At 60.0% G+C, this 13,523-nt stretch carries 14 protein-coding genes; 7 read left to right on the top strand and 7 right to left on the bottom strand.

From position 1 onward, the window contains the following. The first annotated feature begins 1 nt into the window (after position 1). Positions 2 to 1,405 (top strand): TRAP transporter large permease, encoded by a 1,404-nt coding sequence (locus M2367_RS19180; RefSeq protein ID WP_259237938.1) that lies wholly within the window; start codon positions 2 to 4, stop codon positions 1,403 to 1,405. Between the two features lie 88 nt (positions 1,406 to 1,493). Here M2367_RS19180 and M2367_RS19175 read toward each other — a convergent pair whose 3' ends face one another. Then, positions 1,494 to 2,195, bottom strand: coding sequence for a ParB-like protein (locus M2367_RS19175; protein WP_224432042.1), 702 nt, complete (start codon positions 2,193 to 2,195; stop codon positions 1,494 to 1,496). 160 nt (positions 2,196 to 2,355) lie between these two features. Here M2367_RS19175 and M2367_RS19170 point away from each other — a divergent pair, with 160 nt between their 5' ends. Beyond that, positions 2,356 to 3,960: an ABC transporter substrate-binding protein gene (locus tag M2367_RS19170; protein ID WP_259237936.1), complete on the top strand. Its 1,605-nt coding sequence runs from the start codon at positions 2,356 to 2,358 to the stop codon at positions 3,958 to 3,960. Between the two features lie 148 nt (positions 3,961 to 4,108). Then, positions 4,109 to 4,435 (top strand): hypothetical protein, encoded by a 327-nt coding sequence (locus tag M2367_RS19165; protein WP_259237934.1) that lies wholly within the window; start codon positions 4,109 to 4,111, stop codon positions 4,433 to 4,435. A gap of 116 nt (positions 4,436 to 4,551) precedes the next feature. On the opposite strand, the gene M2367_RS19160 is transcribed toward M2367_RS19165, so the two are convergent. Then, entirely contained in the window at positions 4,552 to 4,707 is a 156-nt protein-coding gene (locus tag M2367_RS19160; RefSeq protein WP_198135254.1) for a hypothetical protein, read from the bottom strand. A 2-nt stretch (positions 4,708 to 4,709) separates the two neighbouring features. Next, on the bottom strand, positions 4,710 to 5,759 hold the full coding sequence (gene dusA, locus M2367_RS19155) for a tRNA dihydrouridine(20/20a) synthase DusA (RefSeq protein ID WP_259237932.1): 1,050 nt from the start codon (positions 5,757 to 5,759) through the stop codon (positions 4,710 to 4,712). Positions 5,760 to 6,399: 640 nt separating this feature from the next. On the opposite strand from dusA, the gene zur reads away from it, so the two are divergent. The 3 genes from zur to M2367_RS19140 are packed head-to-tail and all read left to right on the top strand — an operon-like array spanning position 6,400 to position 7,542. Continuing rightward, complete coding sequence (gene zur, locus M2367_RS19150) at positions 6,400 to 6,858, top strand: zinc uptake transcriptional repressor Zur (protein ID WP_042041928.1); 459 nt, start codon at positions 6,400 to 6,402, stop codon at positions 6,856 to 6,858. Beyond that, positions 6,848 to 7,309 (top strand): chemotaxis protein CheX, encoded by a 462-nt coding sequence (locus tag M2367_RS19145; RefSeq protein ID WP_042041590.1) that lies wholly within the window; start codon positions 6,848 to 6,850, stop codon positions 7,307 to 7,309. The genes zur and M2367_RS19145 overlap by 11 nt, the downstream gene beginning before the upstream one ends. A 5-nt stretch (positions 7,310 to 7,314) precedes the next feature. Continuing rightward, the gene (locus M2367_RS19140; RefSeq protein WP_042041591.1) at positions 7,315 to 7,542 is read left to right on the top strand and encodes a hypothetical protein; all 228 of its coding nucleotides are present in this window, start codon (positions 7,315 to 7,317) and stop codon (positions 7,540 to 7,542) included. Positions 7,543 to 7,826: 284 nt separating this feature from the next. Here the strand turns inward: M2367_RS19140 and brnQ are convergent, their stop codons facing one another. After that, positions 7,827 to 9,134, bottom strand: a complete 1,308-nt coding sequence (gene brnQ, locus M2367_RS19135; protein WP_084218182.1) for a branched-chain amino acid transport system II carrier protein — start codon at positions 9,132 to 9,134, stop codon at positions 7,827 to 7,829. A 190-nt stretch (positions 9,135 to 9,324) separates the two neighbouring features. Next, entirely contained in the window at positions 9,325 to 10,035 is a 711-nt protein-coding gene (locus M2367_RS19130) for a tRNA1(Val) (adenine(37)-N6)-methyltransferase (protein ID WP_259237928.1), read from the bottom strand. Positions 10,036 to 10,154: 119 nt separating this feature from the next. On the opposite strand from M2367_RS19130, the gene srmB reads away from it, so the two are divergent. Then, positions 10,155 to 11,378, top strand: coding sequence for an ATP-dependent RNA helicase SrmB (gene srmB, locus M2367_RS19125; protein ID WP_259237926.1), 1,224 nt, complete (start codon positions 10,155 to 10,157; stop codon positions 11,376 to 11,378). A 220-nt stretch (positions 11,379 to 11,598) separates the two neighbouring features. On the opposite strand, the gene yaaA is transcribed toward srmB, so the two are convergent. Then, a complete protein-coding gene (gene yaaA / locus M2367_RS19120) occupies positions 11,599 to 12,372 on the bottom strand; it encodes a peroxide stress protein YaaA (protein ID WP_259237924.1) in 774 nt (257 codons plus the stop codon). A gap of 34 nt (positions 12,373 to 12,406) precedes the next feature. Further along, positions 12,407 to 13,516, bottom strand: a complete 1,110-nt coding sequence (locus tag M2367_RS19115) for a PilT/PilU family type 4a pilus ATPase (RefSeq protein WP_259237923.1) — start codon at positions 13,514 to 13,516, stop codon at positions 12,407 to 12,409. Between the last annotated feature and the right edge of the window lie 7 nt (positions 13,517 to 13,523).

The following is a 13,523-nucleotide window of genomic DNA, read 5'->3' as shown; positions in this document are numbered from 1 at the left end:
CATGGCAACCCTGACCCTGTTTACCCTGCTGATCCTCACCATGTTGCTCGGCATGCCCATCGCGGTGGCCCTCGGCCTCTCCAGCGTGGCCACCATATTGCTCTTCTCCAACGACTCCCTCGCCTCCCTGGCGCTCAAGTTGTTCGAGGCGACGTCCGAGCACTACACCCTGCTCGCCATCCCCTTCTTCGTGCTGTCGTCGGCCTTCCTGTCGACCGGTGGCGTGGCCAAGCGGATCATCAACTTCGCCATGGACTCCGTCGGTCACATCCGTGGTGGCCTTGCCATGGCCTCCGTCATGGCCTGCATGCTGTTTGCCGCCGTGTGCGGCTCCAGCCCGGCGACCGTGGCCGCCATCGGCAGCATCGTCATCGCCGGCATGGTGCGCTCCGGCTATCCCCAGGCCTTTGCCGCCGGGGTGATCGCCAACGCAGGCACCCTGGGGATCTTGATCCCCCCCTCCATCGTCATGCTGGTCTATGCGGCGGCGACCGAGGTATCGGCATCGCGCATGTTCATGGCGGGCTTCCTGCCCGGGCTCATGATGGGAGGTCTCATCATGGTGGTCATCTATGTGGTGGCTCGCATCAAGGGCCTGCCGAGCCAGCCCTTCCCGGGGCTCATCACCCTGCTCGGCAGCGGTGGCAAGGCCCTCGGCGGCCTCTTCCTCATCATATTGGTGCTGGGATCCATCTACGGTGGGGTTGCCAGCCCGACCGAGGCCGCTGCGGTGGCGGCAGTCTACGCCTTCTTCATTGCCGTTTATGGCTATCGCGACATAGGACCGCTCAAGGGGGTGGCCTGGCGCAACGAGGGAGAGTCTCTGGCTGCCGCCAGCCTGCGCAATCTGGTGCTGTTGCCGCTCTCCCTGCTCAAGTCTCCCTTCAACGGGGAGGTGGGCCATGTGGTGCGCGATGCCGCCAAGGTGAGCATCATGCTGCTGTTCATCATCAGCAATGCCATGCTGTTCGCCCACGTGCTCACCTCCGAGCGGATCCCCCATGCCATCGCCGAGACCATCATCGCCTGGGGTCTGCCTGCCTGGGGCTTCCTCATCGTGGTCAACATCTTGCTGCTGCTGGCGGGTAACTTCATGGAGCCCTCGGCCATCGTGCTGATCATGGCGCCCATCCTGTTCCCCATTGCCATGCAGCTGGGCATAGACCCCATCCATCTGGGGATCATCATGGTGATCAACATGGAGATAGGCATGCTGACGCCCCCTGTGGGGCTCAACCTGTTCGTGACCGCGGGGATCACGGGGCAGAGCATGGGCTGGGTGATCCGCGCCTGCCTGCCCTGGGTCGGTTTCCTGCTGCTGTTCCTCATGCTGATCACCTATGTGCCGCAGATCAGCCTGTTCCTGCCCGAATACCTGGATGGCCCCAGTCTGCCGGTCCCCTGATAGCCGTGCTTGCCCCCATGCAAAGCGCCACCCTTGAGGTGGCGCTTTTTATCGACGCGGATCTGCCCGAGGCGTGGATCAGGGCAATTCAGCTACGTGCGGGCTTGGTACTGCACTGCTTGCCAGGGTAGCCGGGCAGCGCATCGGCGCCGCGACTGCAGGCAAGCCGCTTGGCCTGCTGCAAGCTGGCCGCCAGGTTGGCTTGATTGATGGGCTGCCACTGCATCTGCTGACCCAGCCAGCTCGCCCAGGCGAACTCGACGAAATAGACCCGCTTCTCCTTCTGGAAATAGCCGGCATCCTGCAGCAAACCCGCCAGGGTACGGTAGGGGTAGTCAGGCAGTGAACCTATGCGGGTCGGCAACTGCTGGGGAGTAAGGGGTTGCCCCTGCTCATTCTTGAGCCAGGCCCAGTGATTGTTCTGCATCTGACTCCAGAAGGAGTCCTTGTCTTGCAGGCGGGCAATGACTTTGACCCTCGCCTCCTTGACCCCCGACTGCCACAGCGCCGTGGTGAGGTGATGCCTGTCCACCAGCCAATAGCCGCCATCCGGGGCAATGACGATGGGGATCTCCTTCTTCTTCATCAACTTGTCGAGCTGTTTGGCTGACTTGCCCACCAGCTCGCGCTCTGTCTCATCTACCTGCAGCTGGCCGACACCCGCCTGGGTCGGATGCAGCTTGGCTATGCTCACCTGGCACCAGCTTCCCACCGGGCTGCTCGGCTGACAGCTATCCAGTGCCCAGGCGCCCTGGCTCAACAACCCCGCTAATAACCACCCTAGTCTCATCCTCTTCCCCCACCCCATACTGTTCACCCCCGAAAAGGGTCCATAAGAGCCTTGGTGACCGCTAGCGGTCTGACCAGCATTGGGGATATCATGTTTCCCCAACAACAGGCGAGCATTTATCGCCGACTTTTCTCCTCGCCTCACATTTAAGGATCCGACCATGACGCTATGGCGCCCCTTGCTGTTACTGCTGACCGTGGGCACAGCCCAGGCCGCCGATGTGCCATCCGCAGCCAAGCTCGCCGCCGAGCAGACGGTGGTACGCCACCTCAAGGATGAGCCCAGCAGCCTGAGCCCCCTCAAGCTGGTCGGCTTGCCAGAGTTGCAGGTGGTTCGGGACTTGTTCGAGGGATTGCTGACCCAAGGGGCCGATGGCAGCGTCCAGCCAGGGGTGGCCCAGCACTGGCGCAGCGATGATAACCAGCACTTCCTGTTCGAGCTGCGCAAGGATGCCGCCTGGTCAAACGGGGACCCGGTCACCGCCAGCGATTTTGTCTACAGCTGGCGCCGCCTGGTCAGCCCCAAAGAGGCCGCCACCTTCGCCTGGTTCGCCCAGCTGGCCCATTTCGAGAATGTGGACAAGATAGTGGCCGGTGAACTGAGCCCCGACCAGCTCGGGGTCGAGGCCGTCGGTGACCACACACTCAAGGTGACCCTGTCTCAGCCGGTGCCCTACTTCCTCAATCTGTTGACCCACCCCAGCCTCTCGCCCTTGCATGAGGCCAGCATAGTGCGCGAGGGCAGTGCTTGGACCCAGCCCGGCAAGCTGGTCGGCAATGGCGCCTTCATACTGGCCGATCGTGTGGTCAACGAGCGGCTCGATCTGCGGCCCAATCCCCACTACTGGGACAGGGCCCACACAGTGCTGACCAAGGTGACCTTCCTGCCCATCAATCAGGAAAGCGCGGCGACCCAGCGCTATCTGGCCGGGGATATCGACATCACCGAATCCTTCCCCAAGGAGCAGTACGCCCGATTGATCAAGCAGATCCCGGCCGAGGTATACACGCCGGAGCAGCTCGGCACCTACTACTACGCCTTCAATACCCGCCAGGCGCCCCTCGATGACGTGCGGGTCCGCAAGGCGCTCTCCTATGCCATCGACAGGCAGCTCATCGCCAGCAAGGTGCTGGGTACTGGGGAGAAACCGGCCTACCACTTCACCCCGGATGTGACTGCCCACTTCACCCCCAAGCCAAATACGCTCTCGACCCTGAGCCAGCCTGAACTCGACGCCGAGGCCAAACGGCTGCTGGCCGAGGCGGGTTATGGCCCGGCCCATCCTCTGGAGCTAACCCTGCTCTACAATACCGCCGAACTGCACAAGAAGCTGGCCCTGGCCATCGCCAGCATGTGGAAGCAGAAACTCGGCGCCAAGGTGCAACTCACCAATCAAGAGTGGAAGAGCTATCTCGACAGTCGCCAGCATGGCCAGTTCCAGGTGATCCGCTCCTCCTGGGTCGCCGACTACAACGACCCTTCCGCCTTCCTCGAACTGTGGCGCAGCAGCAACAGCGGCAACATGGCCCGCTTCGCCAGCCCCGACTACGATGCCCTGCTCGATCAGGCATCGCGCAATACGGTCCAGGCCAGCCGCAGCCAGCTGTTCGACCAGGCCGAGGCCCTGTTGCAGGAGCAGGCCCCCATCGCCCCCCTCTACCAGTACACCAATGCCAGACTGATCAAACCCTGGCTCAAGGGGTACCCCATCAACAACCCGGAAGATGTGGCCTACAGTCGCCAGCTCTACCTGCTTGCCCACTAAGCCGCCCAACCCGGTGGCCGCCACAGCGTGGCCACCGGGTGGGACAGACCCAGGTGCCAGGTCTCGTCATCTTTGTCCTGTACCCGGGCAACATTACCCCATAAAATAAGTACTAATCAGCCACTTAGTGATAGTTTACTCAGCCAACATGCCACGCATCCTCCTGCTTTTATCCCTGTTCAGCCCCTTGGCGCTGGCTGTCACCCATGCCGCCCCCCAAGAGAATAAAGAAGACGCGTGCCGTCAGGCCTTCCAGCACTGGATGCTGAATCAACAGCAAGTGTTCAGCGATCGCAAGGCGAGCAAGCAAGATCGCCGCCAGGCGGAGCGCGCCATCGACTTGGTCCGCGCCGAATATGAGAAGGGGGAGAGTTTCTGTCAGAGCATGGCCCTGGCCAAACAGAGCAATGGCGCCGACCCCCGCTTCAAACCCAGACGCGGCGAGATCCATGACTTCATCCCCGATCAGGGCTGAGCCCATTTAACCGCCGACCTGCCTCCTCCCCATACAGCACTGATCGCAGCGCGCCCGCTTGGGTTGGCGGCAATAAAAAACCCCGCTCAAGGCGGGGTTTGTCTGCGTGCTGGCACTCAATCGAAGAAGTGATCCCGGTGCAAGCCAAAGACCAGGGCGGCGCCGAGCAGGTAGAGGGCGCTCAACTTGATGCCGAGAATAGCCATCATGCCGACACAGAGGCGTACCAGCCCCTTGTGCAGCCAGGATCCGGTGAAGCGAGGGCCATTCATCTTCACAGCACCCCTTCGGCGCGATATTCCGGTACCTTGGCCATGGCATCCAGCACCACCTGAATACCCGCTCCCGGCTTGCAGGCATTCTCGCTCAGATGGCGGCGCCAGGCCCGGGCACCCGGCATGTTCTGGAACAGCCCCAGCATATGGCGGGTCACATGGGAGAGATAGTTGCCCTTGGCCAGCTCCTGCTCTATGTAGGGGAGCATCATGTGCACCACTTCATGGCGGGAGGGCACGGAGCCTGTCTGGCCAAACAGCTGGCGGTCGACGTCGGCCAGGATGTAGGGATTCTGGTAAGCCTCGCGACCCATCATGACCCCGTCCACCTGCTGCAGATGATCGAGGGTCTGCTCGAGGGCGTTGACCCCCCCGTTGAGGGCGATGGTCAGCGCGGGATAATCTCGTTTGACCCGATAGACCCGCTCATAGTCCAGAGGCGGGATCTCCCGGTTCTCTCGCGGGCTCAGACCGCTCAACCAGGCCTTGCGGGCATGGACGATGAAGGTGTCGCAACCGGCATCCCGCACCTGTTCGATGAAGGCCTGCAAAAACTCGTAAGAGTCCTGATCGTCGATGCCGATCCGGGTCTTCACCGTCACCGGAATATCCACCACGTCGCGCATCGCCTTGACGCAGTCAGCCACCAGAGCCGGTTCCCCCATCAGGCAGGCCCCGAAGCGGCCATTCTGCACCCGATCCGAGGGGCAACCCACGTTCAGGTTGATCTCGTCATAGCCACGCTGCTGGGCGAGTTTGGCGCAGTGAGCCAAGTCTGTCGGGTTGCTGCCTCCCAGCTGCAGGGAGAGCGGATGCTCCTGCTCGCTGTACCCCAGATAGTCACCCTTGCCATGAATGATGGCGCCCGTGGTCACCATCTCGGTGTAGAGCAGGGTCTGACTGCTCATCAGGCGATGAAAATAACGGCAGTGCCGGTCGGTCCAGTCCAGCATGGGGGCAATCGAGAATGTCTGGCGGTGGCCAGGCTTGCCAGATATGGCCTCAGAGCCTGATGTCACAAGGTTTTCACTGATTTGTTGCTGCGTCATTTACGGGTGTTTCCAGACATTTGTTGATTGAACCTGCCCCCTATCTGCCCCCACCATGTCATGGGGCAGCTGTACTCCACGAAGTATCTATGGCCGGCGACACAATAGAAAACCTCAGACCAGCAAAGGCGAATTACGCTATCGCGGTACCGTCAGGGAACATAAGGGCGAAGCGGCAGTATACCGGGAATCCCGGACCTTTGGCAGACAGTCCGACGCCAAGAGCCGGAGAATGCAGATAGCAGCGTCGGCACCGTCTTTGGCTCGCTGTGTGGCGTCCTTATCCAGGGCTTGATCCAGACCTGCATCCACGTCGACGACACACTCAGCGCCTGCTGGATCAAGATCATCATCGGGGTATTGTTGTTCAGCTTCATCGGCTTGCAACCCATGTTGATGCTGTTTTCGGCACACAGGAAAGCCAACAAACCGAGTCCGCTCACCCGAAAAGCCTGGCCGCCGGGGTCAGTGACGGATACCCCTGATGGCCTGCGCCAGTTGGCCCTGTCGCAGACCAGTCGAAGTGACGCTGACCTCGCCATCCTCAGGACGTGGCACTCATCACAAAATCAATTTTGACGCCACGCGCGAAGAGGCCCTATGTTAGTATCCGCAGACGATACAGGGCATTAGCGTGATCATGAATCAAGACCAACTCCTACAAGCCGCCGAGCGTCTCTGCCAACAACGAGGCATCCGCTTTACTCCGACCCGACGCCAGGTATTTCGCCTGCTGGCCGCCCATGGCAATGCCATCAGCGCCTATGATCTGCTGGCCCAGTTGCAGAAGACCGAGGCCAATGCCAAGCCGCCGACCGTCTACCGAGCCCTCGACTTCCTGCTCGATCAGGGCTTCGCCCACAAGGTTGAGTCCCTCAATGCGTTTATCTTCTGCTGCCATTTCGACCATGCCCACCCCATGCAGTTGCTGATCTGCGATCGCTGCGGCGATGTGGTCGAATTGCATGATGATGCCATCGACCATGCATTCTCCGAGCAGGCCCGCCAGCATGGCTTTACTATTACCAATAAGACCATCGAGGCTCACGGACAGTGCGTCCGCTGTGTGCCTCCTGTAGGAAGTCAACATGAAGGCTGATTTTGTCAATCCGTTCCTGCTCTCCCTGCTCAATGTGCTCTCCACCATGGCTCAGCTCGAGCTGACCCCCGGCAAGCCCAAGCGCAAACTCGACGAGCTGGCCCGCGGTGATGTCTCCGGCCTCATTGGCATGGTCGGTCCCCAGACAAGGGGCTCGCTCTCCATCAGCTTCGAGAAGGGACTGGCACTGGAGATCATGCGCCGCATGCTGGGGGAAGCCCCGACCCATATCAACGAAGAGGTCACCGACATGGTCGGCGAGATCACCAACATGGTCACTGGTGGCGCCAAGCGGATGCTGGGCGAAAAAGGCTATGAGTTCGACATGGCCACCCCGGTGATCGTTTCAGGCCCGAATCACACCATCACCCACAAGGCGGATGGCAGCAAGATCATGATGCCGTTCGAATCTGAGTATGGCCGGGCCACCATCGAAATCTGCTTCGAGTAACGACCATGTGGACACTGTTGAAGTGGTTTTTTATCGGTTGGGTTCTGCTGCTGATCCTCTCGGATATCGAGCTCAGCACCTCCATCTATCGCTACCAGGATAACAAGGTGGACATCGCCTTCCCCCGCTGGGAGAGCAAGCACCCCTGGGCCACTTTCTCCTGGCACGCCGGAGAGACGCGGTTCCACTGGTATGGGTTGGATGGCAAACCACTGCCCGCAGATAGCCTCTAGTCTCCCTGGCCAGCAGGTCAGTCCTAGCAAACATGCATCACAGCAAAGGCCAGCATCGCGCTGGCCTTTTTCATGGTGCGCGGCGGTGCAGAGCCTGCGCTCCCGGGCTGGATGCTCAGCCCTCTAACCCGTATCTCCCGACGACATCGCCTGATGCGCACGTCGAGGCGTCTCCATGAGATGCAAGCCAGGGATCAGGGCTGCGGCAGGCTCAAGACGGTGATACCGCGAAAAGCAAAAAGGCCAGCAGCAGCTGGCCTTTTTCAATGGTCACATCCGGGCAATCAAGCCGCGTCTGCCACCAGCTTCTCATTGCCACGCACCATGACACCCAGACCGCAGGCAACCAAGGTTGGCAGCAACCAGGCCAGTCCCTTGTCAAACAGCGGCAGGAAGGCGAAGGCATCCATCTTCATGCCGGCGGCGCCCAGGCCATCCAGGCAACCGAACACGAAGGCCACGGTCAGCACCAGACGGAATGTCAGGCGGGGGCGACCGAAGTAACCCTTCAGGAAAGTCACCAGTACCAGGGCAACGGCGACCGGGTAGATAGCCACCAGCACAGGGATGGAGAGGCTGATCAGCTGAGCCAGACCCACGTTGGCCACCAGGGCACAGGCAGCCCCCAGAATGACCACCAGCTTGCGGTAGCTCATGCCGGTGAGGTTATGGAAGAAGTCGGCACAGGCAGAGATCAGGCCCACCGCGGTGGTGAAGCAAGCCAGGGTGATGATGCCAGCCAGAATGTACTGACCGGGCTGACCAAACAGGCTCAGCACATAGGCGCTGACGATGGCGCCACCGTTGCTGGCATCTGTGGCGATACCGCCTGCCGTATTACCCAGCTGGAACAAGGAGATATAGACCACGGACAGACCGACGGCAGAGATGACACCGGCGATGGCCAGATACTTGAACTGGCTCTGGTAGTCATGGATGCCCTTCTTGCGCAAGATGTCGACGATCAGGGCACCGAACATCAGGGAGGCCAGGGTATCCATGGTGTTGTAACCCTCCAGGATCCCCTTGACGAAGGCATCATGCTGGTAATCGGCAACGGCGCTCGGCATGCTGCCCTGGGGCGCCACGAATACCCCGACCGCCAGAACGATCAGCAACAGCATCAGCACCGGGGTCAGGAACTTGCCGATGGCATCCATCAATCGGCCCTGATTGAGGGAGACCAGGATGGCAACACCGAAGAAGGCGATGGTATAGGCCATCAATCCTTGCGCGCCCATCTCACCCAGGAAAGGCTTGAGACCCATCTCGTAGGCAACCAGACCGGTGCGGGGCGCGGCGAAGGCCGGGCCAATGATGATGTAGATGGCAACCGCCAGTGCGGTGGCAATGCCCGCTGGCAGCAGCTTGGTCATGCCGGCCCAACCGTTGCCAGCCTTGGCAACGGCCAGGATGGTGATCAGCGGCAGGCCAACGGCGGTGACCAGGAAGCCGAACATGGCCAGGGTCATGTTCTCGCCAGCGAGGAAGCCCGCCAGGGGCGGGAATATGATGTTACCGGCGCCCAGATAGAAGGCGAAGGTCATAAAGCCTAATCCGAGTACATCGGACAATGTCAGTGATTTCGTCAAGTTCAACCTCGTCTGTCTTGTAAACTATTGCTTGTTATAGTTTTTTATTGGTCATTGCCTGGGTTGTTCCTGGGCAAAAAAAAGGAGCCCCGCTTGTTTTTTCAGCATGACCAGTGGTTTTAGCTGGTCTGGCGCGGGTGCTCATTTAAGTGTCAGCATAATGATGTGAAAAAATAGTTCAAGACGAAATTTACATCTTCAAATAGAAGGGGGCGGTCAGTTGGATATATCTGTTGGAATAGCCGCCATCAGCAGAATGGATCACAATCTCACCCCGCTCACACCTGTTTAATTCTCTGCTTAGTTGCAGTAAAACACGATTTGCCGCTTTTCCCTCCCTGGTGATAACAGCTACATAACAAAGTTCATGCAGATCATAGTTCGGCAAAACGGATATTATTTCATCAGCAAACGCCGTCGGCAGCACCATGGCGACTCGTCCCCGGGGTGACAGCAAACGGGAGCAGGCATCAAGCAGGTCCCGACTATCGAGTGCTCCTCTGTGCCTCGCCTGGGCCCTGGCGGGATCCACAAAAGGCTGACCCGCGCCAAAATAGGGGGGATTGGAGACGATGAGGTCATAGGGCTCTGCCTCATGCTGCTGTATGGCGCCCCCTTGCATCTGCACCCGGGCGGACCAGGGCGAAGCCAGCACATTCTCCCGTGCCTGAATGACCGCCTCCTTGTCGAGCTCCACCCCGGTTATCTCGCAATCAGGGTCACTGCGCTGGGCCAGCATCAGGGCGATGAGGCCGCTACCGCTGCCGATATCCAGTGCCCGTTTCACCCCATCGAGGGGCGCCCAGGCACCGAGCAAAATACCATCCGTCCCCACCTTCATGGCGCAGCGGTCATGGTCGATATGAAACTGTTTGAAGGTAAAACCGCGGCTTCGGCCCATATGGCCCCCCACTCTGGGTAAAAAGGGTCGGCGATTATAGCCAGTTCCCGTCGCCAGCCATAGGAGACGACGACATAATCGCCTATAATCTGCCGTTTCCTTAATGACCGAGCATTGCCATGAGCCAATCCTTTGATGATTTCGACCTGAATCCCGCCCTCAACCGGGCCCTGGCCGAGATGGGGTTTACCCGCCCAACCACCATTCAGCAGATGGTGCTGGAACCCGCACTGGAGGGTCGTGACATCCTGGCCTCGGCACCGACTGGCACCGGCAAAACTGCCGCCTTCCTGTTGCCTGCCCTGCAGCATCTGCTCGACTTCCCGCGCCGCAAGCCGGGCCCCTGCCGCATGCTTATCCTGACCCCGACCCGCGAGCTGGCCTTGCAGATCACCGCTCACGCCAAGGCCCTGGCCGTGCACACTCACATCAGTGTCGAGACCATTATCGGTGGCGTCAGTCATGACGAGCAGCTGCCTGCCCTGACCAAGACCACCGACATCGTGGTCGCCACTCCGGGACGCCTGCTCGAATATATTGAGCGGGAAGAGTTCGAGGGGCACGACATCGAGATACTGGTGCTCGATGAAGCGGATCGCATGCTGGACATGGGCTTCATCAAGGATGTGAACCGCATCGTCGAAGAGGCCCGCTATCGCAAACACAGCATGCTCTTCTCCGCCACCCTGGAAGGGGCCGGTCTCACCAAGTTTGCCAACGAGATCCTCAAGGATCCGGTCGAGCTGCATGCCGAGCCGCCGCGCAGCGAGCGCCGTCCCATCACCCAGTGGGTGCATCTGGCCGATGACGCCAACCACAAGCTGGCGCTGCTGATCCACATTCTGAAAGATCCCGAAACCCAGAAGGCCATCGTCTTCGTGCGCACCCGCGAGCGCCTGGCCGAACTCTCCGGCCAGTTGCAGGCGGCTGGCATCTCCTGTGCCTGGATCCGTGGTGAGATGGAGCAGAGCAAGCGCATCGAGTCGATCCGCAAGTTCCACGCAGGGGAAGTCCCCTTCCTTATCGCCACCGACGTCGCCGCCCGCGGCATCGACTTGCCCAACGTCAGCCATGTCATCAACTACGACATGCCCTACGGCACCGACGTCTATGTCCACCGCATCGGCCGTACCGGCCGCGCCGGCAACCGTGGTTGCGCCATCAGCCTGGTGGAAGCCCATGACATGGCCATCGTCGCCAAGATTGAACGCTACACAGAGGAGCGCCTCAAGCGCCGGGTGATCGACGAACTGCGTCCCAAGCACAAAGAAGCTCGGGTGCCGGTGAAGAAGAAAAAACCCAAGGATGCCAAGAAGAAGTCGGCGAAGAAGAAAAAGAAGTAACCAGGCGCCCGCTCACAACGGCCATCTTCGGATGGCCGTTTGTTTTTCTGTGCCCCGAGGAACCGGGTCTTGCCGGGTGCAGTGTCAGGAACATGCTGCAATGGGTGGCGAACAGGCAGAAAAAAGCCGACGCATAAACGTCGGCCAATAAAAAGTGCTTACAACAGAGGATTCACATATTCAGACCCGGGGTCTGGTGATTGGTTCCCCCTTAATTCAATTAATTTTCCGAACGTTTAAACATCAGGGTGCGTTCGTCCGACTCCTCCGCCACGAAGCGGTAACCATTGCTGTCAAAACCGGTCAGCTGTTCGACCCGGGTCAGGCGGTGCTTGATGATGTAGCGGGCCATCATGCCCCGTGCCTTCTTGGCATAGAAACTGATGATCTTGAACTGGCCATTCTTCTCATCCTTGAAGACGGGAGTCACTATCTGGCCGCTGAGCACCTTGGGACGCACCGACTTGAAATACTCATCAGACGCCAAGTTGATGAGCACGTTATCCCCCTGCGCCGCCAGCGCACCATTGAGCTGCCTGGTAATGATGTCGCCCCAAAACTGGTAGAGATCTTTACCGCGCTCGTTGTCGAGCCGTATCCCCATCTCGAGGCGGTACGCCATCATCAGATCCAGAGGACGCAGCACGCCGTACAGACCGGACAGCATGCGCAAATGCGCCTGCGCGAACGTGAAATCCCCCTCCTCGAAATCCTCCGCGGCCAGCCCGGTATAGACATCCCCCTTGAACGCCAGAATCGCCTGGCGAGCATTGGCCGGCGTGAAGTCCGGCTGCCACTCGGCAAAGCGAGCGGCGTTGAGGCCGGAGAGCTTGTCGCTGATCTTCATCAGGCTGGCTATCTGAGCCGGGCTCAACTGCCGGGCCCGCTCGATCAGATGGGCGGAGTGATCCAGCAATTCGGGTTGGGTGAAGCGGGAGGTCGCCAGCGGCGACTCGAAATCCAGCGTCTTGGCCGGGGAAACCACAATCAGCATAACGATCCTATCTCAAGGGAGGGGCCCCTGGCCCCTAATCATCTACGGTTACGCCCTCCAGCGTACCAGAATCCAGAGGATCCTTGCCCGATAACTTGATCTGCAGGCGCAAGTCATTGGCGGAATCCGCGTGGGCCAACGCCTCGGCGAGGCCGATACGGCCTGCCATGAATAGCTGGAAGAGCCCCTGATCGAAGGTCTGCATGCCCAGCTCGGTCGATTTGGTCATCACCTCCTTGAGGCGATGCACTTCTCCCTTGCGGATGATGTCGGTGATGATGGGAGTATTGAGCATCACCTCGAACACAGGGCAGCGCCGCTGGCCATCGAGGGCAGGCAACAGCTGTTGGGCAATGATGCCTCTCAGGTTGAAGGAGAGATCGAACAGCAGTTGACGATGCTTCTCGGGCGGCACCAGATGCAGGATGCGATCTATGGCCTGATTGGCATTGTTGGCATGCAGGGTCGCGAGGCAGAGATGACCCGTCTCGGCAAATTGCAGTGCGAACTCCATGGTCTCCTGACTGCGGATCTCGCCGATGAGGATGACGTCCGGTGCCTGACGCAAGGAACTCTTGAGGGCGGCATCGAAAGAGGCCGTATCAATACCCACCTCCCGCTGGGTGATGAGGCTGCGGCCATGCTGGTGCACGAACTCCACCGGATCCTCCACCGTCAGGATATGCCCATCGCTGTGCTGGTTGCGATAACCAATCATGGCCGCCTGGGTAGTGGTTTTCCCGGTTCCCGTCGCCCCGACAAACAACACCAGCCCCCGCTTGGCCATGCCGATCTCTTTCAGGATATCGGGCAAGCCCAGCTCCTCAAACGTCGGGATCCGGGTCTCGATACGGCGCAGCACCATGCCCGGCAGGGCCTGCTGCCAGAAGGCGCTGACCCGAAATCGCCCCAGCTCAGGTCGGTGAATGGCGTAGTTTGCCTCCTGGGTCGCCATGAAATGCGCGAGATGTTCCGGGCTCAGGGTCTCCCGGATCAAGGCAAGCACCTGCTCCTCATCGAACACCCTATCTTCGAGGGGGTGCAGGTGACCGTCTACCTTGACCATGGGGCGACTGCCCACTGTGATGAACAAATCCGAGCCTTGTCGCTCGACCAGCTGTACCAACAACATCTCGAGTTTCATAAGCGCT

Origin of the sequence: Aeromonas sp. BIGb0445 (genome assembly GCF_024809075.1) — a bacterium.
Taxonomy (GTDB): Bacteria; Pseudomonadota; Gammaproteobacteria; order Enterobacterales; family Aeromonadaceae; genus Aeromonas; species Aeromonas rivuli.
This window is presented reverse-complemented; position numbering and strand designations above follow the sequence as displayed.

Bases quoted from the DNA above. Each gene is read 5' to 3' on its own strand.
- zur (WP_042041928.1), top strand. From the start codon at position 6,400: ATGAATCAAGACCAACTCCTACAAGCCGCCGAGCGTCTCTGCCAACAA.
- M2367_RS19115 (WP_259237923.1), bottom strand. From the start codon at position 13,516: ATGAAACTCGAGATGTTGTTGGTACAGCTGGTCGAGCGACAAGGCTCG.
- M2367_RS19165 (WP_259237934.1), top strand. From the start codon at position 4,109: ATGCCACGCATCCTCCTGCTTTTATCCCTGTTCAGCCCCTTGGCGCTG.
- M2367_RS19180 (WP_259237938.1), top strand. From the start codon at position 2: ATGGCAACCCTGACCCTGTTTACCCTGCTGATCCTCACCATGTTGCTC.
- M2367_RS19170 (WP_259237936.1), top strand. From the start codon at position 2,356: ATGACGCTATGGCGCCCCTTGCTGTTACTGCTGACCGTGGGCACAGCC.
- M2367_RS19175 (WP_224432042.1), bottom strand. From the start codon at position 2,195: ATGAGACTAGGGTGGTTATTAGCGGGGTTGTTGAGCCAGGGCGCCTGG.
- M2367_RS19160 (WP_198135254.1), bottom strand. From the start codon at position 4,707: ATGAATGGCCCTCGCTTCACCGGATCCTGGCTGCACAAGGGGCTGGTA.
- M2367_RS19145 (WP_042041590.1), top strand. From the start codon at position 6,848: ATGAAGGCTGATTTTGTCAATCCGTTCCTGCTCTCCCTGCTCAATGTG.
- M2367_RS19130 (WP_259237928.1), bottom strand. From the start codon at position 10,035: ATGGGCCGAAGCCGCGGTTTTACCTTCAAACAGTTTCATATCGACCAT.
- srmB (WP_259237926.1), top strand. From the start codon at position 10,155: ATGAGCCAATCCTTTGATGATTTCGACCTGAATCCCGCCCTCAACCGG.
- yaaA (WP_259237924.1), bottom strand. From the start codon at position 12,372: ATGCTGATTGTGGTTTCCCCGGCCAAGACGCTGGATTTCGAGTCGCCG.
- dusA (WP_259237932.1), bottom strand. From the start codon at position 5,759: ATGACGCAGCAACAAATCAGTGAAAACCTTGTGACATCAGGCTCTGAG.
- M2367_RS19140 (WP_042041591.1), top strand. From the start codon at position 7,315: ATGTGGACACTGTTGAAGTGGTTTTTTATCGGTTGGGTTCTGCTGCTG.